The following is a 20,820-nucleotide window of genomic DNA, read 5'->3' on the forward strand; positions in this document are numbered from 1 at the left end:
CCGACGCTCCGCTGCCGGGCCCCACCGGTCGCTCGCTCACGCTGCCGGCTCGGTGTGGACAGTGGTCAGCGCGGCCAGACCCGGGGTCACCCGCTCCGCGTCACCGAGCACCACCACCGCCGCCCGGGCCGGTGCCAGGTACCTCGCGCCCACCCGCGCGACGTCGTCGATGCTCGCCTTCGCCAACCTCGCCGCGTACTCGGCGAGGAAGTCCAGGCGCAGCCCGTTGCCCGCGTACGCGCTGGTCAGCGCCGCCAACCCGGCCTGGGTGGACATGCCGAGCTGGAGGGTGCCCAGGGCGTACTGGCGCGCCTGCTCCAACTCCTCGGGCTTCGGCGGCAGTGACGCCAGGCGACCCAACTCGTACGTGGTCTCCAGCAGGGCCGGGCCGGTGACCTCGGTGGCCACCTCGGCGGAGGCGACCAGCACCGACCCCGCCACGGAGTGCTCGATGCTCGAGTGCGGGCCGTACGTGTAGCCCTTGTCCTCGCGGATGTTCTCCACCCAGCGGGAGGAGAAGTAGCCGCCGAAGATCAGGTTGGCCAGTTGCAGCGCGGCGTGGTCGGGGTCGGTGCGGGACACCGCCGGGAGCGCGATCCGCAGTGAGGACTGCACCGAACCGGGCCGGTCGACCAGCAGCAGGGGCCCCGGCTCCAACGGTGGGGTGGGCGGAAGTTCGGCGATCCGCCCGGCGCCGGCCCAGCCGCCGAGCGCCCGCTCGGCCGCGTCCAGCGCCTTCTCCGGCTGCACGTCGCCGACCAGCACCAACTGCGCGCCGGCCGGATGGACCCGCTCCGCGTGCAGGGTGCGCAGCGCCGCCGGTCGGACGGCCCGGATCTGCCCCGGTTCCGGGGTCTGCGTCGCGTACGGGTGCCGGCCGTAGACCCGCTTCAGCAGCGCCTCCCGGGCCAGGTGAGCGGGCTGACTCTGCGCCACCTGGATCCGGTCGACAAGTCGGTCCCGTTCGGTGGCGACCTCGTCGCTCGGGTAGTTGGCGCTGGTCAGCACGTCGGCCAGCAGCTCCAGCATCCGGTCCAGGCCGGTGACCAGCCCGGCGCCGGAGAGCATCAACCGGTCCGGGTCGACGCCCGCGGACAGCCCGCCACCCACCTTCTGCAACTCGGCGGCAAGCTGCACGCTCGTCATCGACTCGGTGCCGGAGAGCATCGTCTGCGAGAGCATCGCGCCCCGGGCCAGGTGGACCCGCCCGAACGGCACCCAGAGCCGCATCTCGACCAGGGGCACGGCGGGCCGGCGTACGGCGATCACGGTGAGGCCGTTGCGCAGCGTGCGCTCGGCCTGCTTGGGCACCTTGAGCTTGCGGGTCGGCCCCAGCGGGGGCAGCGTGCGCGGCGCGGCGGCGACGGTCCCGGTCATCGGGCACCTCCGGGAATGACCTCGATCGCGGCGCGACGCTCCGGCCGCAGGGTGGCCGCGGCGGCCCGGACCTGCTCCTCGGTGACCTCACCGACCAACCGTGGCAACTCGTTGAGCAGGCCCGGTTCGCCGCGCTGCTGTTCCAGCACGGCCATCCGCAGCGCGCGGCCGAGCACCGCGTCGGTGTCGCGCAACAGGTGCGTCGCCATGCGGGCCTGGGTGCGGTCCAGCTCACCGTCGGTCAGCCCGTCGGTGGCCAGCCGGTCCAGCTCCTCGTCGATGGTGCGCAGCACCTTGTCCACGTCGCCTCCGGGCGGCAGGTGCGCCTGCAACAGCAGGGCGGTGGGGTCACGGACGTCGAACGGGTCGCCCATGAAGCCGAGGTATCCACCGAGGCTGGTCACCATGCGGTCGCGCTGCACGAGTCGTTCGACCAGCCGCGAGGCGTCGCCGTCGGTGAGCACCTCGGCCAGCACCACGTACGGCAGGTAGCCGGCGAAGTCGCTGATCGGGTCGGGCACACGCCAGGCGCCGGCCACCGCCGGCAGCGGGGCGAGGGCATCGGTGTACGAGGTGCGCCGCTCCGTGGTCAGGTCGGGCTCGGTGAAGTCGGGTCGTTGCGGCGCCAGCCGGGCCGGCACGTCCCCGAAGTGCCTGGTGACCAGTTCGGTCGCCTCGGCCACGTCGATGTCGCCGCTGACGGCCAGGACGGCGTTGCCGCTGGCGTAGTAGCGGCGGAAGAAGTCCGCGGCGTCGGCGACGGTCGCCGATTCCAGGTCGTCGAAGGAGCCGTAGCCGTCGTGCGCGTTCGGGAACGTGTCGAACATGACCGGCGGGAGGGTCAGCCAGGGGAAGCCGCCGTACGGCCGGTTGAGGACGTTGACCCGGATCTCCTCCTTGACCACGTCGACCTGGTTGCGCAGGTTCTCCTCGGTCAGCCGGGGGCCACGCATCCGGTCCGCCTCCAGGAACAGCGCACGTTCCAGCGCGTTGCTCGGCAGCGTCTCGAAGTAGTCGGTGTAGTCCAGGTGGGTGGAGCCGTTGAAGGTGCCGCCGGCACCCTGCACGTGCCGGAAGTGGGCCAGCTTCTCCAGGTTTTCCGAGCCCTGGAACATCAGGTGCTCGAACAGGTGGGCGAAGCCGGTGCGGCCCTCCGGCTCGGAACGGATGCCGACGTCGTAGACCACCGCCACCCCGATCACCGGGGCACTGCGATCAGGGGTGAGAACCACCCGCAGGCCGTTGTCGAGGGTGAACCGCTCGACCGGATATTTCGTCGCTGGAATTCTGGATCTCCGCGCCACGGGATCGACCCTAGCGCGTCGGCACCCCCACCACCTGCGACCTACCCGGAGCCGCCGCGACCGAAGCGGTGACCAGCGGCAGAACCTCGGCGCCGACCCGCTCGGCCTCCTCGCGGTGCGGCCAGCCGGAGAGGACGAACTCGTCGACGCCGAGCGACGCGTACTCGTCGATCCGGGCCGCCACCTCGGCGTAGCTGCCGACCAGCGCGGTGCCGGCGCCCTCGCGGACCAGGCCGACGCCGGCCCAGAGGTTGGGCGCGACGGTGAGCCCGTCGGTGCGGCCGGCGTTGAGCGCGGCCATCCGGGCCTGGCCCACCGAGTCCATCCGGCGGAACCGAGCCTGGGCGGCGGCGATCCGCTCCGGGCTCATCCCGGCCAGCAGCCGGTCGGCCTCGGCCCACGCCTCGGCGCTGGTGGGCCGGGCGATGACGTGCAGCCGCAGGCCGGTGCGCGGTGTGCGGCCGTGCTCGGCGGCGAGCGCCCTGATCCGGGCGGTCCGGGCCGCGATGGCCGCCGGCGGCTCGCCCCACATCAGGTACACGTCGGCCTGTCGGGCGGCCACCGTCTCGGCCGCTGGGGACGCGCCACCGAAGTAGACCGGGGGCGTCTCGGCGAGCGGGGTGGCCAGGCCACCACCGTCGACGCGGTAGTGGCTTCCGGCGTAGTCGAAGGGCCGACCAGCCCAGGCGCGGCGGAGCACCTCGATGAACTCGCCGGTGCGGGCGTAGCGGTCGTCGTGTCCGAGGAAGTCGCCGTACGCCCGCTGCTCGGTCGGGTCGCCGCCGGTCACGATGTTGAGCGACAGCCGGCCTCCGGAGACGGCCTGGAACGCCTCGGCCTGCTGGGCGATCAGGGTGGGCAGCGCGAAGCCGGCGCGGACGGCGACCAGCATGCCGAGCCGCTCGGTGTGCTGGGCGACCGCCGCGCAGACGATCCACGGGTCGGGGCAGCCGGCGCCGACGGGCGTGAGCACGGCGGTGAATCCGTGGGTCTCGGCGGCCCGGCCGACCTCGGCGAGGTAGGCCACTGTGGCGGCCCGGTCGTGTCGGGCGGCGCCTGCGGTGACGGTGGCGGCGCCGACCTGGTCGCCGTCGCCGGAGGTGGGCAGGAACCAGTGGAAGGTCATCGCGTAGTTGCCTCTCTGGTCGATCCCCGAGTGCAGGAGACCCTAGCAATCTGGTAGGAAATACCGACATAACTGAGACGCGGAATCCCGCCATGTGGATGGGTCTTGACGCTGACCGCAGCCTGGCCCAGTCTTCCTACCAACTAAGTAGGAATACTGCGGATTGGACGGACGATGAGACGGTCCCCCCTGCGCCGGATGGTCACGCTGGCCACCCTCGCCGTGGTCGGCGCGGCGACCCTGGGCAGCACCGCCGCGTGCGGCGACGACGACAGCAAGGGCGCGAGCGGAAGCTCCGGCCCGGTGACGCTGCGCCTCGGCTACTTCCCCAACATCACCCACGCGCCGGCGGTCGTCGGCGTGGAAAAGGGGATCTTCGCCGAGAAGCTCGGCGCGAACGTCAAGCTGGACCCGAAGACCTTCAACGCCGGACCGGCCGCCATCGAGGCCGTCTTCTCCGGCGCGCTGGACGCCACCTACATCGGTCCGAACCCAACGGTGAACGCCTTCTCCAAGTCCAAGGGCGAGGCCGTCCGGGTCGTCTCCGGCGCGGCCTCCGGCGGCGTGGCCCTGGTGGTCAAGCCCGCCATCAGCGGCGTGCAGGACCTGAAGGGCAAGAAGATCGCCACCCCGCAGCTGGGCAACACCCAGGACGTGGCGATCCGCTACTGGCTCAAGCAGCAGGGGCTGACCACCACGAAGGAGGGTGGCGGCGACGTCAAGATCGTGCCGCAGGAGAACGCCCAGACGGTCGAGACGTTCAACAGCGGCGCCATCGACGGTGCCTGGGTGCCCGAGCCGTTCGTCTCCCGGCTGGTCAACGCCGGAGGCAAGGTGCTCGTGGACGAGCGCGACCTGTGGCCGGACAAGAAGTTCGTCATCACCAACCTGCTGGTCAGCACGAAGTTCCTCAAGGCGCACCCGGACGTCGTGCAGAAGCTGGTCGACGGCCAGGTCGCCGCGAACGAGTTCGTCAACAGCAAGCCGGAGGAGGCCCAGCAGGCCATCTCCGACGCGATCGGGAAGATCACCGGCAAGCCGCTGGACCTGAAGCTCATCCAGCAGGCGTGGCCGACGTTGGAGTTCACCAACGACCCGATCGCGACCTCGCTCAAGGCCGGCCTCGACCACGCCGTCGACGTCAAGCTGACCGAGCCGGTCGACCTCGACGGCCTGTACGACCTGAAGTACCTGAACAACGCGCTCAAGGCCGCCGGCAAGCCCGAGGTCGTCCAACCATGACGTCGACCACGACGACGCCGCAGAGCGCGACCACAGCGGTCGCGCTCTCCGGCGTGACCAAGGTGTACGGGCGCGGGGCGAACGCCGTCCTGGCCCTCGACGGTGTGTCGCTGGACGTCGCGCCCGGCGAGTTCGTCTGCCTGGTCGGCGCCTCCGGCTGCGGCAAGAGCACCCTGCTGAACCTGGTCGCCGGGCTGGACCGGCCCAGCGGCGGGCAGATCACGCTCGACGGTGACACCAACCCGGGGCTGATGTTCCAGGAACCGGCGCTGTTTCCCTGGCTGACCGTCGACGGCAACGTGGAGGTGCCGCTGAAGCTGCGCCGGCTGCCCCGGGCCGAGCGACGCGAGCGGGTCGCCGAACTGCTGCGTACGGTGCACCTGGCCGACTTCGGCCGCAAGCGCCCCCACGAGCTCTCCGGCGGAATGCGCCAACGCGTCGCGCTGGCCCGCACCCTGGCCCTGGACACCCCGGTGCTGCTGATGGACGAGCCGTTCGGCGCGTTGGACGCGATGACCCGGGACATCCTGCACGACGAGCTGGAACGCATCTGGTCCGAACGCAAGCTCTCGGTGCTCTTCGTGACGCACAACGTCCGCGAGGCCGCCCGACTGGCCGACCGCATCATCCTGCTCTCCAGCCGCCCCGGCCGGATCATCTACTCCACGAAGGTGGACATCCCGCGCCCCCGACGGATCGACTCCCCCGAGGTCGCCGCCATCGCCGCCGAGGTCACCGAGCGGCTCCGTACGGAGGTGGGCCGCCATGGCCAATGACACGCTGACCAGTGCCGCGCGTACCGACGCGCAGATCTCCGGCCTGGACGCGCTGGAGATCGCCGGGCGGGACGCGGAGGTCACCCGAGGCGCCCGGATCTGGGCGGCCACCTGGCCGAAGTTGGCGGCGCTGGCCATCGCCATCGCGGCCTGGCAGTTGGTGGTCTGGTCGGGCTGGAAGCCGCCGTACTCCCTGCCCGGGCCCCTGGAGGTCGGCCGTGAGCTGGTCGCCCAGGCCCAGGGCCCGCAGCTCTGGGAGGGTCTGCTCACCACCCTGCGCCGGGCTGCCGTCGGCTACGTCTTCTCGGTCGCGGTCGGCCTGCTGCTGGGATTGGCGGTGGCCCGGTCGAAGGTGCTCCGCGCCGCCATCGGCTCGATGATCACGGCGTTGCAGACCATGCCGTCGATCGCCTGGTTCCCGCTGGCCATCCTGCTGTTCGAGCTGAGCGAGAAGGCGATCTTCTTCGTGGTGGTGCTCGGTGCCGCTCCGTCCATCGCCAACGGGGTGATCTCCGGTGTGGACTACGTGCCGCCGCTGCTGCTGCGCGCCGGTCGCAACCTGGGCGCCCGAGGGCTCAACCTGTACCGGTACGTCATCGCCCCGGCCGCCCTGCCGGCAATCGTCGCCGGACTGAAGCAGGGGTGGGCGTTCTCCTGGCGCAGCCTGATGGCCGGCGAGCTGATCGTGGTCGGCATCTCGCAGACCTCCCTCGGCGCACAGCTGACCTACTCCAGAGAGTTGTCCGACGCGCCCTGGCTGCTCTCCACGATGATCGTCATCCTGGTGCTCGGTCTCGGCGTGGACGCCGCCTTCGGCGCGGCCGACAAGGCGATCCGGCGACGCTGGGGCGTGCTCGACCAGGCGGGCAACTGACCCGTGTACGTCTCCGCGCGCAGCGACTACGCGCTCCGGGCGATGCTCGCCGTCGCCAGTGGTGGCGGCGACGGCGAGCATGGTGAGCTGGCGAAGGCGGCCAGCCTGGCCGAGGCGCAGGACATCCCGCTCAGCTTCCTTCAGGGCATCCTGCTCGACCTGCGCCGGGCCGGGCTGCTGCACAGCCATCGCGGCGCCGACGGCGGGTACGCGTTGACCCGTCCGCCGGACGAGATCACGGTCGGGGACGTGTTACGGGCGGTCGGCGGCTCGCTCACCACGGTGCGCGGCCTGCCGGCCGAGCGCGCCGGCTACCACGGGGTGGCCGCCGGCCTGACCGACGTCTGGTTGGCGGTGCACGGGGCGATCGCCACAGTGGTCGACAGCACCAGCCTGGCGGACCTGCTCACCCACGCTCCCACGACCTCGTGAGCCAGGGAGGCGGTGTGGTCGGGTCGGTGCCCCGCCGACCCGACCACACCTCGTACCGATCCTGACCGGGCCTGCCCCTCCGCCGGCGCCGGTCGGCCGGTCGCTGCTCAACCCACGTGTGCGACAGCCGGACCGACGCCCTGGTCACCGGGGCCGCGCAGCTCCACCAGACCCGCGGGAGCGTTACCCGCCGAGGTGGCGTGCCAGGGCGCGAAGGCCGCAACCATGGCGAGCAGCAGCCCGGCGAGCGCCACCGCGACCACCAGGATCAGTTCCCGCAGTGCACCCGAGCCGGCTTCGCCCGCCATGGTCACCCCTCCCTGCCGGGCCCCCCGCCCGACATCCCCCGGTGGTCAGCCTCGACCACCCTCAGCCGGGACACAGTCGGCCAGCCGACCAAGGCGAGGCTGATTACCGACTCAGACGAGCGGTCGGACGGCGCGGCCGATCGGCCACCGCATCGTCCCCACTGACCGTCGTCCGCGCAGCCTCCGACCCCCGTCGACACGGAGACCCACCCCGGGCCGCGACGCACCGGGACCACAGCGCCGTCCGTCGACCACTGGGCGGTCCGACAAACAAAACCGACCCGCCCAGCCGAAGCGGGGCGGGTCGGTCGAGGCGCAGAAGATCAGACGGTACGGGGACGGCGCGGGCGGCGGGACCGGCCCGACGCCCGGTGCGCCGGGCGGGGCGCGCCGTCGGTGGGCGTACCACCGTTGCCACGCCCCCGGGCGGCCGGTGCCGGCGGGGCGGCGATGGTCACCGGCACACCGGACGGCTCGCGGGCACCGGTCACCCGGGCCAACGCCTCGCCGTCGGCGCGCACCTGGACCGACTCGGGCCGGATGCCGGCGGTGGCCATCAACCGGGACACGTCCCGGCGCTGCTCGGGCAGGACCAGGGTGACCACAGTGCCGGACTCACCGGCCCGGGCGGTACGACCGCCCCGGTGCAGGTAGTCCTTCGCCTCGGTCGGCGGGTCCACGTTGACCACCATGTCCAGGCCGTCCACGTGGATGCCCCGGGCCGCCACGTCGGTAGCGACCAGTGCGGTCACCTGGCCGTTGCGGAACTGCTCCAGGATCCGGGTGCGCTGCGGCTGCGACTTGCCGCCGTGCAGCGCGGCCGCGCGCACACCCTTGGACAGCAACTGGCGGGCCAGGCGGTCGGCGCGGTGCTTGGTGCCCATGAACAGGATGGTGCGGCCCTCGCGGGCGGCGATCCTGGTCAACGCGTCGGGCTTGTCCAGCGCGTCGACGTGCAGCACGTGGTGGGTCATCGCGGTGACGGTGGCGGTGCCCGGGTCGACCGAGTGGGTGACCGGGTTGCTCAGAAAGCGACGGACCAGCCGGTCGACGCCACCGTCCAGGGTGGCCGAGAAGAGCATCCGCTGCCCCTGCGGCGCGACCTGCTCCAACAGCTTGGTGACCTGCGGCAGGAAACCCATGTCGGCCATCTGGTCGGCCTCGTCCAGCACGGTGATCTCGACCTGGTCGAGCCGGGCGTCGCCGCGGTTGATCAGGTCGTGCAGCCGGCCGGGGGTGGCGACGACAACCTCGGCGCCAGCACGCAGGGCGTCCGCCTGCCGCTGCAGCGACAGCCCGCCGACGACTGTGGCGCACCGCAGCCCGACGGCCCGCGAGTACGGGGCGAGCGCAGTGGTGACCTGCTGGGCCAGTTCGCGGGTCGGTACCAGCACCAGGGCGAGCGGGCGGCCCGGACGGGCCTTACGGCCGGCGGTGCGCGACAGCAGCGGAAGCCCGAAGGCGAGGGTCTTGCCGGAGCCGGTACGACCCCGGCCCAGCACGTCCCGGCCGGCGAGCGAGTCGGGCAGCGTCGCCGACTGGATCGGGAACGGCTCGGTGATGCCCTGCGCGGTCAACGCGGTGAGCAACCCCGGAGCCAGGCCGGTATGTGCGAAAGAAGGAATAACTGTGGTCATGCGGAAGCCTTCCTCGACGCGGCACGTGTCGAGGGAGGGCGCCGACGTCGGCGCTGTCACCGGCGGCAGCAAGGCAGCCAGGACTCACAAGCACGAACCGATTGGAGTACGGGCCGGCCCGCCACCGGGCCGCCGCCTGCGTTGGCAGGCGGCGGCGAGGCGGGCCGGTCCCGTCACCGTCACACCCGGAGGGCGCGACAGGTAATGCTGACCGATCCGAAGATCAGAGCGGGCGGATGTTCTCCGCCTGCGGGCCCTTCTGGCCCTGGGTCACCTCGAACTCGACCCGCTGGTTCTCGTCCAGGCTCCGGTAGCCGGAGGACTGGATCGCCGAGAAGTGGGCGAAGACGTCAGCGCCGCCGCCGTCCGGGGTGATGAAGCCGAAGCCCTTGTCAGCGTTGAACCACTTCACGGTGCCAATAGCCATGTGTTTCGTCTCCTTGACGGAACGTCGGACCCGCACTTGTTGCGTGCCCGAAGAGGAGCGCTCCGCGCGGGGATGCGCGAATCGCCTGTCGCTTCTGGTCGCCCCGCCCGGAGAACTCCGGACACAACAAAGAGCGCCTGGGGCCACAATCCCGCCAGGCGCACACAGAGTCTCTGGTAACCAAAACTGCAACCCGGTCAACCTACCACGGATTTCCCCGCCATGGTCAATGTTGGGCGGAATCTTCGGGCAACTGAGTGATCATGGCAGTGAGCCCCGCCACGTCCAGCAGATCGGCAGGCCGGACCGTCACCCCGTGCCGGACGTAGTGGAACGCGGCACCCACCCGGTCGACCGGCACACCGGCCAACTCCGCCCAGGCCAGCCGGTACACGGCCAACTGCACGGCGGCCACGTCCGCCGCCGGCCCGGTCGGCTGCGCACCGGTCTTCCAGTCGACCACGTCGAACCGCCCACCCGGCCGGGCGAAGACCGCGTCCATCCGCCCCCGCACCACGACCCCGGCGATCACCGTGGCGAACGGCACCTCCACCTCCACCGGCGACCGGTCGGCCCACTCGCTGGCCAGGAACCGCTCCTGAAGCTCGACCAGCGCCTCGTCGGGCGCGGCATCCGCGTCCGCCGCACCCGGCAACTCGTCCAGGTCCAGCAGGCGGTCAGCGCCGAAGCGCTGCTCCAACCAGGCGTGAAAGGCGGTGCCTCGACGCGCGTACGGGTTGGGTTCGGTCGGAACGGGACGGCGCAGCGTACGGGCCAACCCCGCCGGGTCACGCCGCAACGCCACCAGCTGCGTCACGCTCAACTGCCCGGGCAGTGCCACCTCGACCGCACCGGAGAGCCTGGTCAGCTCGGCCCGTTCGGCCAGCAGCAGATCCGCCTCGCGCTGCCAGCGCGCCACCTCCGGGTCCGGCTCCGGCTCCGCTTCCGACTCCGCCGACTCGGCGAGCACCGCCCCCGGCGACCCGGCGAGCACCGACCCCACCGGCCCGGGCAGCACCGGCCCCACCGGCCCGGCGACCACCGCGCTCGGACCGTCGGTCATCAGGCGGCGCACCAGCCCGGCCGCCTCCGCCAGCGCCGGCCGACGGCCACCCAGCGGGTCGGCCGGCCACTCCGCGCGGAGCACCACCTCGGCCGTGGGGTTCGTCGCATCCGGAGTCGGCTCCGGCGCCCACACGTCGATCAGGTGCCCCGGCCCGCCGTCGAGACACGCGTCGTACACCTCGCGCAGGAAGACCGACGGACCTCGCGGTCGCTTCGTGCCCTCCCCCCACCAGTAGCCGGAGCAGAGCAGCAGGCGGCGCGGCCGGGTGACCGCCACGTACGTCAGCCGGCGCTCCTCCCGCTCGTCGTGGGCCCGCCACGCGTCGGTGAAGTCGGTCACCGCCCGAGCGACAGCCCGCTGGTCGGCCGCCTCGTCGAGCGCCAGCTCGGGCAACCCGTCCGCGTCACCGCGCAGGGGAAACGGCAGCACACCCAGCCCGCCCAGCCAGTGATCGGAGTTGCGGACCGGGCCCGGCCACAGCCCACGGCTCAGCCCGGCCACCGCCACCACGTCCCACTCCAGGCCCTTGGCGGCGTGCGCGGTGACCACCTGCACCGCGCCCTCCACCACCTCGACCTCGCCCGGTGCCAGGCCGCGCTCCTCGTCCTCGGCGGCCGCCAGGTACGACAGGAAACCGGAGAGCGTCGCGCCCGGGGTCTCCCCGCTGAAACGGGCCGCCACGTCCCCCAACGCGTCCAGGTGCCCCCGGGCCAGACCCGCGTCGCCGGCGCCGTCCCGGCCGGCCCGCACCGCGACCTCCACATCCAGGCCGATGGTCCGCTCGATGTCCGCGATCAGGTCCGGCAGGGGCTGGTCCAGTCGGTAGCGCAGCAGCGCCAACTCCAGCCCGTACGCGCGCAACCGCGCGAAACCCTCCGCCGAGTACGCCTGCGCCGGGCCGAGATCGGCCAGCGCCTCCACCAGTGTCGCCTCGTCCAGCAGGTCCGGGCTGATGTCCGAGGCATCGTCGGCGGCGACCTGCCGACGGGAGTGGGCGATCGCCCGAGCCCGCCGATGCAGCGCCACCAGATCCCGTGGCCCGATCCGCCAACGGGCGCCGGTGAGCAACCGCAACAGCGCGGCGCCGTCGGTCGGATCGGCGAGCACCCGCAGCGTGCAGACCACGTCACGGACCTCGGGAGTGTCCAGCAGGCCGCCCAGCCCGACCACCTCCACCGGAAGGCCGCGCTCGCGCAACGCCGACTCGATCGCCGGGATCTGACTGCGTACCCGGACCAGCACGGCCGTCGTCGGACGCTGCGCCACCGGGATGTGCTCGGGAGCCGCGCCCGGCATCCGGGCCGCACCACGCCAGGCGGCGAGCACGCTGTCCGCGATCCAGTCCGCCTCGTCGGCGTACGTCGACAGCATCGCGCAGTGCACGGTGCCCCCGGCCGCACCACCGGGGCTGCGGTGCGGGATCGGCTCCCGGACGGTCAACGCCGAGCGCAGCTCCGGCACCTGGGCGCCCGCCGCGCGTAGTGGAGTGGACAGCGCGTTCGCCACCCGGAGGATCTCCGGACGGTTACGCCAGCTCGTGGTGAGCCCGAGCGCCTCGGCGGGTCGGCCGTCGACGCGGGCGAACTCGGCGGGGAACCGGTCCAGGGTGCCGGCGCTGGCCCCCCGCCAGCCGTAGATGGACTGACACGGGTCGCCCACGGCGGTCACCGGGTGGCCGCCGCCGAACAGCGCGTTGAGCAGCACCACCTGGGCGTGGCTGGTGTCCTGGTACTCGTCGAGCAACACCACCCGGAAACGATCCCGCTCGATCTGGCCGACCGCCGGGTGGTCCCGGGCCACCCGGGCCGCCCGCGCGAGCTGGTCGGCGAAGTCCATCGCCTCGAAGTCCTCCTTGCGCCGGGCGTACGCCCGCACCAGGGGCAGCAGGCGCAGCCGGGTCTGTTGCAGGGCGAGCGCCTTGCGCACGTCGGCGTACACGCGACCCGGCCGGGACTGCACCTCGGCGAAGAAGCGACCGGTCCAGGCGGCCAGTTGGTCCGGCGCCACCAGGTGCTCGTCCAGCTCACCGGCGAGCGCCAGCACCGCGTCGGTGATGGTGCTCGGCATCCGGTCCACCTCGGACATGTCGCCGTCGTAGTTGCGCACCAGCAGGTCGACCAACTGCCACCGGGAGGCTTCGGTGAGCAGCCGGGTGGACGGCTCGTAACCGGCCCGCAGCCCGTGCTCGGTGACGATGCGCCCCGCGTAGGAGTGGTAGGTGGAGACGGTGGGCTCACCCGCGAGCGGGTCGTCCAGCGGGTCCCGGCCCTGCCGGCCGACCCGGCGGATCAGTTGATCGAGCCGGGTACGGACCCGGTGGGCCAGTTCGCCGGCCGCCTTGCGGGTGAAGGTCAGCCCGAGGATCTGCTCCGGGCGCACGTACGAGTTGGCCACCAACCAGACCACCCGCGCGGCCATCGTCTCGGTCTTGCCCGACCCGGCGCCCGCGACCACCAGCAGCGGCTCCACCGGGGCGGCGATGATCGCGGCCTGCTCCCGGGTGGGCGCCGGCAACCGCAGCAGCTTGGCCAGCTCCGTGGGCGTGTACCGGGGGCCGGAGTCCGCCCGCCGGGGCGTCGGCGCGGGGCCCGCTCCGAACAGGGTGGGCTGGGTCATCAGTTCTCCGGGGGACGGACGGTGGGCGGCTCGACCACCTGGCGTCCCTGCCCGGAGACCGGGCAGCTGGTCCGCACCGGGCAGACCCGGCACTTCGAGTTGGCCACCGCGGCGAACGTGGCGGCTGCCATCGTATCGGCGGTGCGCCGGACCAGTGCCGTCGCCCAGCCGGCCGCCGGTCCCTCGCCCGCCGCCGGCTGGTTCTGCTCCCGGGCGTCCTTCGCCGAGGTGCCGAGCTGCACCAGCGCGGCGCCCCCCGACTCGTCCCCGAACTCGGCGAACGCCCCCGCCTCCACCGCCGCCTGGTACGCGCCGAGCTGCGGATGTTCGGCCAGTTCGGCACCGGTGACGGCGGTGGACTTGCCGGTCTTCAGGTCGATCACCACGAGCCGACCGGCCTCGTCGATCTCCAACCGGTCGACCCGCCCGGCCAGGTCCACCGGCCGGTTCGGGTCGTCCAGGCGGACGGCGAACTCGTGCTCGATGGCGAGCAGCCGGCGCGGGTTGGTGGCCAACCAGCGCAGCAGTTTGTCGACCATCGCCTCGGCGCGCTCGCGCTCCGGCCCGGCCATCCACCGGGCGGCCAACTCGATCGCGTCGAACCGGGCGGCCACGTAGTCGAGCAGAGCGCCCCGGTCGGCGCTGGCGTCCTCGGCGAGCATCGCGGCGGCGTGGACCAGGTTGCCCACGCCCTGCGCCGTGCTGGTCGGGCCGCTACCGCCGTGCCGTTCGAGCAACCACCGCAGGCTGCACCGCAGTGCGCTCTCCATCGCCGACGGGGTGACCCGTACCGGCTTACCCTCGTCGACCAGCGGCCGGTCGTCGGACAGCGCGCGCAACCCCCACCAGTCGTCGGGGTGGGCGCCGGGCACCCCGGCGGCGGCGAGCCGCGCCAGCTCGGCCGCCGCGGCGCGCCGCCGGCCCGCCGGAGCGGCCGGGTCGGTGATGGCGGTACGCAGTTCCGCGACGAGTGCCGGCAGGGTGAGCGCCCGGGGTGGACGGGTCACCGGCAGCGCCCCGGGACGGTCCGCCTCGCCGTCGCCGTCATTCACGTCACCGTCGGTCCCGCCGCCGGTCCCGCCGTCGGCGAGGGGCGTGCCGCCGTCGGAGGACGTACCGCCGGGCACACCGCCGGTGGAGCCGCCGCGCTGCGGACCGTTGCGCGGGCCGGGCGGCGCGGTCGGGTCGGCCGGTCCGGTGCCGTCCGGCGGTCGGGGCGGCGTGTTGGGGACCAGCTCGTGCAGGAACCGGCTCGGCTGTTCCTCGTGGTCGTCACCGCCGACGGCGGCCGACGCGACGGCGCTGACCAGCAACCGGTGCCGGGCCCGGCTGATGGCGACGTGGAAGAGCCGGCGTTCCTCGTCGAGCAGAGCGGAGGTCTGACCCACCACGTTCGCCGCGGTCGCCCCGTCGACGGACCGACCGGCCAACACGTCGACCAGCCGCTCGGACCCGAGCAGGCTGCCGCGCAGTCGAAGGTCCGGCCAGATGCCCTCCTGTACGCCGGCCACCGCGACCAGGTCCCACTCCAGGCCCTTCGCGGCGTGCGCGGTGAGCAGGCGTACCGCGGCGCCCCGGTCGGCGGTCGGCGCGATGGTGTCGGCCGGCAGGTCCTGGGCGAGCACGTGGTCGAGGAAGACCTCGGTGCGGGCACCGGGTAGCCGGTCGGTGAACCGGGCCGCCGCGTCGAAGAGCACCAGCACCGCGTCCAGGTCGCGGTCGGCCGCCTCGGCCCGCCGCCGCCGGGCCAGGTCGCCCTCACCGGCCGCCGGCCGACCCTGGAGGATCGCGCCCGCCCAACGCTCGGCGAGGTTGCTGGCGTGCCAGACCGCCCAGAGCACGTCCTCGGCGGTCGACCCGGGTCGGGCGGCGGCGTCCCGCGCGCAGGCCAGCAGCCCGGCCACCGCCTGCGCCGGTTCGGCCCAGTGCCGGTCGATGTCGGCCAGCTCCGCGGGATCGCGCAGCGCCTCCACGATCAGCTCCCCGGACGGGCGTCGGTCACCGCCGGCCAGCGCGAGCGCGCGCAGGCCCTGCCGCAGCCGCCGCTCGGCCAGCGGGTCGGCGCCACCGAGAGGCGAGTGCAGCAGCGCGACCGCCGCCTCCTCGTCCAGACTCTCCGGTTCGAGCGCGCACCGCAGCAGGAGGAGTAGCGGCGCGACCGCCGGTTGCAGGTGCAGGGGCAGGTCCTCGCCGTGCACCACAGTGGGTACGCCGGCCGCGTGCAGCGCCCGTCGCAGGGTGGGCAGCTGCAACGCGGTGGACCGCACCAGCACCGCCATCCGCGACCAGGGCACGCCGTCGAGCAGATGGGCCGAACGCAGCGAGTGGGCCAGCCACGCGGCCTCGCTGGTCGCGGAGCGGAACGTGTGGACCTCGACCGTCCCGGGCGGCGCGTCCGGCAGCGGGTGCAGCCGGCGGTGCGCCGCCGGGCCGCGCAACCGGCGGCCCAGCCGAGCGACAGCCGCGAGCAGATCCGGCCCGGCCCGGTACGACGTGGTCAGCAGCACCTGTGCGGCCGGCGCCCCGGAAGCGGTGCGGAAGCGGTGCGGGAACGTGGCCACCCCGGCCGGGTCGGCACCCCGGAAGGCGTACGTGGAGGAGTCCGGGTCGGCGAACGCGACGAGTGACGTGCCTCCGCCGGCGATGACCGAGAGCAGCTCCATCTGGGCGGGGTCGGTGTCGGCCAACTCGTCGAGGTAGACGTGGGCGAGGCGGCGGCGTTCGGCGGCCAGCAACTCCTCGTCGTCGCGGAGCAGCCCGGTGGCCGCCCGGACCAGCTCGGCCGGGTCGTACGCGATGGAGCCCCGGTTGCTGACGTCGCGCAGCGCGAGCACGCTGACGTACTCCCGGAGGAAGCGGGCGGCGGCCGGCCAGTCCTCGCGGCCGAGCTTCTCGCCCAGTCGGGCCAGGTCGACCGGGCCCACACCCCGCTCGGCGGCGCGCATGAGCAGGTCGCGTAGCTGACCGGCGAACGCCCGGGTACGCAGGGCGGGGCGCAGGTCGGTCGGCCAGCCGACGGGGTCGTCCTCGGGCTCCTCGCCCACCACGTCCAGCAGCTCGCGGATGATCAGATCCTGTTCGGGGCCGGTGAGCAGCCGGGGCGAGGGCTCACCCCGTTCGGCGGCGGCGCGGCGGAGCAACCCGAAGGCGTACGCCGGGAAGGTGCGCACCAGCGGCTCGCGCAACACCCGGTGACCGTCCTGCGCGATCCGGGCTTCGATGCGCTGCCGCAGCGCGGTGGCTCCTCGACGGCCGAAGGTCAGCACCAGGATGCGTTCCGGGTCGACTCCCTCGGCCACCCGGGCGGCGACCGCCTCGACCAGGGTGCTGGTCTTACCGGTGCCCGGGCCGCCGAGCACGAGCATCGGGCCGTCGGTGTGCCCGACCACCTCGGCCTGCACGGGGTCGACCCGTCGGCCGGGCGCCCCGCCGTCCCGGTCGGCCAGCCCGCTGCCACCGGCGACCGGGGTGCCGTGGTCGGCGAGCGCGGTGCCGTCGGCGCTGCCGCCCGGCACGCCGTCGCCCTCCCGCGCCGGCCCACCAGACCGCCGCACCAACCGGTACGCCTGCATCAGCTCATCCCATCAAACCCGTACGACACCCACCCGCCCCCACCCAGGCCCCACCCCACCCCACCATCCAGCTCCGTCGATCATGAAGTTAGCGGTGCCGCTGTCGGCGTGTCGCGCCGCTAACTTCATGATCAACAACAAAAGAGGGGCGGCGCGGTCAGGTCAGGCGGGACTCCAGCGCGTCCAGGGCTTCCGGGACGGTGGTGGTCACCGTGAGGAGGTCGCGACCGGCGGTCTTCAGGAAGTTCTGCTCGGCCAGGCTGTCGAGCCAGTCCAGCAGGGGGCGGAAGAACCCGTCGGTGTCGATCAGCACCATCGGCTTGGCGTGCAGGGCGAGGGTCGCGGTGGTCCAGACCTCGAACAGCTCGTCCAGGGTGCCCAGCCCGCCGGGCAGGGTGAGGAAGGCGTCCGACTTCTCGATCATCAGGGTCTTGCGGCTGGCCATCGAGTCGGTGACCAGCAGTTCGTCCGAGGCCAGGTCGGCGACCTCCAGGTCGACGAGCGACTGGGGGATCACCCCGAGGGTGCGCCCACCGGCGGACCGCGCGCCGTCCGCCAGTGCTCCCATCATGCCGACGCAGCCCCCACCGCTGACCAGCGTGTGCCCGCGCCGGGCCAGCTCGGCGCCGGTCTCGGTGGCCAGGTCCAACCAGCGTTGGTCCAGCGTGCGGGACGAGGCGCAGAAGACGCAGATCGCCGCCATCAGTTGTCCCGCGGGTGCTCGGCGGCCTGTTCGGCTGCTGCCTGCTGGTCCGCCCCGGTACGGGCGACGACCTCGTCGCGGACCGCCTCCTGCTCGGCGGACAGCGCGGCCTCGGCCTCGACGATGTGCCGGACCGCCGCGTTCACGTCGTCGGTGAGGCAGATCAGCTCCAGGTCGACCGGGCCGATCTTGCCGTCGGCGGCCATCGTGTCGCGCAGCCAGTCCAGCAGCCCCTGCCAGTACGCGACCCCCATCAGCACCACCGGGAACCGCGTGACCTTGCCGGTCTGCACCAGGGTGAGCGCCTCGAACAGCTCGTCCATCGTGCCGAAACCGCCGGGCAGCACGACGAACGCCTGGGCGTACTTGACGAACATGGTCTTGCGGGCGAAGAAGTAGCGGAAGTCGATGGCCAGGTCGACCCACTCGTTGATGCCCTGTTCGAACGGGAGCTCGATGCCGAGCCCGACGGAGAGCCCGCCGGCCTCGCTGGCCCCACGGTTGGCAGCCTCCATCACACCGGGCCCACCACCGGTGATCACCGCGTAGCCGGCCCGGGCGAGCGCGCCGCCCAACTGCTCGGCCAGCTGACACTCGGCGCTGTCCGGACCGCTGCGCGCGGAGCCGAAGACGCTGACGGCCGGCGGCAGGTCGGCGAGGGTGTCGAAACCCTCGACGAACTCGGAGAGGATGCGCAGCGCGCGCCAGGCGTCCTTGGTCTTCCAGTCGCCCCGGCCCCGCGAATCCAGCAACCGCTGATCGGCCGTGCTGCTCGGGATCGCACCTCTGCGCAGCGTGACCGCGCCCCGGTGTCGCTCCTGTCCGGGACCGCGACCGGCCTCCCGCCCGTTGCTCTGGCTCATGGAGCAACCGTAGTGGAGCAGCACCCGCCGGGTGCGCGGGGCGGGGACGCCGAGAAATTGTTCGCGATCAAGGGCAACTATTCGGCTCTCCCGTACGTCTTACTATTCACATACCGGGTATGCCCCGGCGCGCGCCTTCGGGGGAGGAGACAGCGTGATCAGTAACAGCGAGATGGTCCGCATCCGTCGCCAGATGCAGCGACGGATCCGAGACGTCGTGGCCGAACGCCGCCGCACCCGGGACCTGAACCTCTCCCCCGCCTCTCCCGCACCAACCGGGTCCGATCAAGAGGTTTGCGTCGCCGACAACGGGCCAGGCTGACGCAAACCTCTTGATCACCGGGGCGAGAGCCCCGCCGGGAACCGGGGCCGCCGCCCGGTCAGGCCGGGGCCAGCCAGCGGTGCAGGGTGGCCGCGCCGTCGCGGATCTTGCTGATCTCGACGTGCTCGTCGGGGTGGTGGGCGAGGTTCGGGTCACCGGGGCCGAAGTTCAGCGCGGGGATGCCCATCGCCGCGAAGCGCGCCACGTCCGTCCAGCCCAGCTTCCCGATCGGCGCGGCGCCCACCGCGGCCAGGAACTCCTTGGCCGGAGCCGCCTCCAGACCGGGGGCCGCGCCCGGCGCGATGTCGGTCACCTTCACCTCGAAACCGGCGAACACCTCCCGCAGGTGCGCCTCCGCTTCGGCGGGGCTGCGATCCGGGGCGAACCGGTAGTTGACCTCGATCTCGCAGTGGTCGGGGACCACGTTGCCCGCCACTCCACCGCCGATCCGCACCGCGTTCATGCCCTCGCGGTAGTCGCAGCCGTCGATCGTGACCCGACGTGCCTCGTACGTCTGGAGGCGTCGCAGCACCTCACCGGCGGCGTGGATGGCGTTCACCCCGTGCCAGGAGCGCGCCGAGTGGGCGCGTACCCCGGTCGTGGTGACCACCGAGCGCATGGTGCCCTGGCAGCCCGCCTCGACGATGCCGTACGTCGGCTCCAGCAGCACCGCGAAGTCCGCCTCCAGCCACTCCGGGTACGCCTGGGCGACCAGGTTCAGCCCGTTGTAGCGGGACTCGATCTCCTCGGCCTCGTAGAAGAAGTACGTCACGTCGTAGCGCGGGTCGGGCAGGGTCACCGCGAGGTGCAGCGCGTACGCGGTGCCCGACTTCATGTCGGAGGTGCCACAGCCGTACATCAGGTCGCCACGCATGGTCGACGGGAAGTTGTTGTTGAGCGGCACCGTGTCCAGGTGCCCGGCCAGCACGACGCGCTGCGACCGACCGAGGTCGGTGCGCGCCATCACGGTGTTGCCGTGCCGGTGGGTGCTCAGGTGCGGCACACCTCGCAGGACCTCTTCAACGCAGTCGGCGATCGCCTTCTCGTTGAGGGACACGGACTCTATGTCGACCAGAGCGCGGGTCAGCTGTACCGGATCGGCGAGGACCTCGGGGGTCAGCGGGTTCTCCATGGATCGCACGGTACCTTCAGGGCTGTCAGCGTGAGCAGTGAGCTGAGGCCAGCCGGCCGCTACCGAGAGGTGTAACAGTGACGTCCGCAGATTCGGCCTGGGGCATCGGCCTGGCCACTGTCACCGCAGACGAGCAGGTGCTCGACACCTGGTACCCGACCGGCAAGCTGGGCCTGGGTGAGCTGCCGCTGGTCGCCGGCGAGGACAAGGCGGACGTGCTCGACCTGCCACCGGCGGCGCTCGGCGACCGGTCGCTGCCTGGTCTGCGTACCGTCCAGGTGGTCACCGTGATCGGCTCGCTGGACGACCCGATCAAGGACGCGTCCGACGCGTACCTCCGTCTGCACCTGCTCTCGCACCGCCTGGTGCGACCCAACGAGGTCAACCTGGACGGCATCTTCGGCAAGCTGGCCAACGTGGCCTGGACGTCCGCCGGGCCGTGCCCACCGGAGCGGGTGGACGAGCTGCGCGTCATCGAGCGGGCCGCGGGCCGCCACCTGGCGGTGTACGGGGTGGACAAGTTCCCCCGGATGACCGACTACGTGGTGCCCTCCGGTGTGCGGATCGCCGACGCCGACCGGGTGCGCCTCGGCGCTCACCTGGCCGCCGGCACGACCGTGATGCACGAGGGCTTCGTCAACTTCAACGCCGGCACCGTCGGCACCTCGATGGTCGAGGGGCGGATCGTGCAGGGCGTGGTGGTCGGCGACGGCTCCGATGTCGGCGGCGGCGCCTCGATCATGGGCACGCTCTCCGGCGGCGGCACCGAGAAGGTGAGCATCGGCGAGCGGAGCCTGATCGGCGCGAACGCCGGTGTCGGCATCTCGCTCGGCGACGACTGCGTGGTCGAGGCCGGCTGCTACATCACCGCCGCGTCGAAGGTCACCCTGCCCGACGGTCGGGTGGTCAAGGCCCGCGAGTTGTCCGGCGTCGACGGGCTGCTGTTCTGGCGGAACTCGGTGACCGGCGCGCTGGAGGCGAAGCCGCGCACCGGCCGGGGCATCGAGCTGAACGCCGCCCTGCACGCCAACGACTGACGTCCC

The 20,820-nt window shown here is 72.8% G+C and carries 16 protein-coding genes; 5 read left to right on the top strand and 11 right to left on the bottom strand.

Annotation, left to right across the window (positions count from 1 at the left end):
* Window positions 1-36 precede the first annotated feature (36 nt).
* Genes O7631_RS00440 through O7631_RS00450 form a run of 3 tightly spaced genes read right to left on the bottom strand, consistent with a single transcriptional unit; the run spans window position 37 to window position 3,807 of the window.
* Window positions 37-1,377: a pitrilysin family protein gene (locus tag O7631_RS00440; protein ID WP_278142532.1), complete on the bottom strand. Its 1,341-nt coding sequence runs from the start codon at window positions 1,375-1,377 to the stop codon at window positions 37-39.
* On the bottom strand, window positions 1,374-2,681 hold the full coding sequence (locus O7631_RS00445) for a pitrilysin family protein (RefSeq protein WP_278142533.1): 1,308 nt from the start codon (window positions 2,679-2,681) through the stop codon (window positions 1,374-1,376). The genes O7631_RS00440 and O7631_RS00445 overlap by 4 nt, the downstream gene beginning before the upstream one ends.
* A gap of 10 nt (window positions 2,682-2,691) precedes the next feature.
* Window positions 2,692-3,807 (bottom strand): LLM class flavin-dependent oxidoreductase, encoded by a 1,116-nt coding sequence (locus tag O7631_RS00450; RefSeq protein ID WP_278142534.1) that lies wholly within the window; start codon window positions 3,805-3,807, stop codon window positions 2,692-2,694.
* 174 nt (window positions 3,808-3,981) lie between these two features.
* Between O7631_RS00450 and O7631_RS00455 the strand changes: the two genes are divergently transcribed.
* Genes O7631_RS00455 through O7631_RS00470 form a run of 4 tightly spaced genes read left to right on the top strand, consistent with a single transcriptional unit; the run spans window position 3,982 to window position 7,131 of the window.
* Window positions 3,982-5,049, top strand: a complete 1,068-nt coding sequence (locus O7631_RS00455) for an ABC transporter substrate-binding protein (protein WP_278142535.1) — start codon at window positions 3,982-3,984, stop codon at window positions 5,047-5,049.
* The gene (locus tag O7631_RS00460; protein WP_278142536.1) at window positions 5,046-5,825 is read left to right on the top strand and encodes an ABC transporter ATP-binding protein; all 780 of its coding nucleotides are present in this window, start codon (window positions 5,046-5,048) and stop codon (window positions 5,823-5,825) included. Before O7631_RS00455 ends, O7631_RS00460 begins: the two co-directional genes overlap by 4 nt.
* Window positions 5,815-6,699, top strand: a complete 885-nt coding sequence (locus O7631_RS00465) for an ABC transporter permease (RefSeq protein ID WP_278142537.1) — start codon at window positions 5,815-5,817, stop codon at window positions 6,697-6,699. The genes O7631_RS00460 and O7631_RS00465 overlap by 11 nt, the downstream gene beginning before the upstream one ends.
* 3 nt (window positions 6,700-6,702) lie before the next feature.
* The gene (locus O7631_RS00470; protein ID WP_278142538.1) at window positions 6,703-7,131 is read left to right on the top strand and encodes an Rrf2 family transcriptional regulator; all 429 of its coding nucleotides are present in this window, start codon (window positions 6,703-6,705) and stop codon (window positions 7,129-7,131) included.
* Window positions 7,132-7,238: 107 nt separating this feature from the next.
* Here O7631_RS00470 and O7631_RS00475 read toward each other — a convergent pair whose 3' ends face one another.
* From O7631_RS00475 to dapE, 8 genes are all read right to left on the bottom strand, one after another.
* Window positions 7,239-7,439 (bottom strand): hypothetical protein, encoded by a 201-nt coding sequence (locus O7631_RS00475; RefSeq protein ID WP_278142539.1) that lies wholly within the window; start codon window positions 7,437-7,439, stop codon window positions 7,239-7,241.
* Window positions 7,440-7,762: 323 nt separating this feature from the next.
* Window positions 7,763-9,076, bottom strand: coding sequence for a DEAD/DEAH box helicase (locus tag O7631_RS00480; protein WP_278142540.1), 1,314 nt, complete (start codon window positions 9,074-9,076; stop codon window positions 7,763-7,765).
* 223 nt (window positions 9,077-9,299) lie between these two features.
* Window positions 9,300-9,503 (bottom strand): cold-shock protein, encoded by a 204-nt coding sequence (locus O7631_RS00485; protein ID WP_007464836.1) that lies wholly within the window; start codon window positions 9,501-9,503, stop codon window positions 9,300-9,302.
* Window positions 9,504-9,729: 226 nt separating this feature from the next.
* Complete coding sequence (locus tag O7631_RS00490; RefSeq protein ID WP_278142541.1) at window positions 9,730-13,185, bottom strand: UvrD-helicase domain-containing protein; 3,456 nt, start codon at window positions 13,183-13,185, stop codon at window positions 9,730-9,732.
* Window positions 13,185-16,757 carry an ATP-dependent DNA helicase gene (locus tag O7631_RS00495; protein WP_278142542.1) on the bottom strand — a complete coding sequence of 1,191 codons (3,573 nt, stop codon included), beginning with the start codon at window positions 16,755-16,757 and terminating at the stop codon, window positions 13,185-13,187. Before O7631_RS00495 ends, O7631_RS00490 begins: the two co-directional genes overlap by 1 nt.
* A gap of 157 nt (window positions 16,758-16,914) precedes the next feature.
* A complete protein-coding gene (locus tag O7631_RS00500) occupies window positions 16,915-17,460 on the bottom strand; it encodes a TIGR00730 family Rossman fold protein (protein ID WP_278142543.1) in 546 nt (181 codons plus the stop codon).
* Complete coding sequence (locus tag O7631_RS00505; protein WP_269682447.1) at window positions 17,460-18,323, bottom strand: TIGR00730 family Rossman fold protein; 864 nt, start codon at window positions 18,321-18,323, stop codon at window positions 17,460-17,462. Before O7631_RS00505 ends, O7631_RS00500 begins: the two co-directional genes overlap by 1 nt.
* Window positions 18,324-18,703: 380 nt before the next feature.
* Entirely contained in the window at window positions 18,704-19,777 is a 1,074-nt protein-coding gene (gene dapE / locus O7631_RS00510) for a succinyl-diaminopimelate desuccinylase (protein WP_088987737.1), read from the bottom strand.
* 77 nt (window positions 19,778-19,854) lie between these two features.
* Between dapE and dapD the strand changes: the two genes are divergently transcribed.
* On the top strand, window positions 19,855-20,814 hold the full coding sequence (gene dapD / locus O7631_RS00515; RefSeq protein WP_278142544.1) for a 2,3,4,5-tetrahydropyridine-2,6-dicarboxylate N-succinyltransferase: 960 nt from the start codon (window positions 19,855-19,857) through the stop codon (window positions 20,812-20,814).
* The last annotated feature ends 6 nt before the right edge of the window (window positions 20,815-20,820 follow it).

The organism is Micromonospora sp. WMMD967 (genome assembly GCF_029626165.1).
Taxonomy (GTDB): domain Bacteria; phylum Actinomycetota; class Actinomycetes; order Mycobacteriales; family Micromonosporaceae; genus Micromonospora; species Micromonospora taraxaci.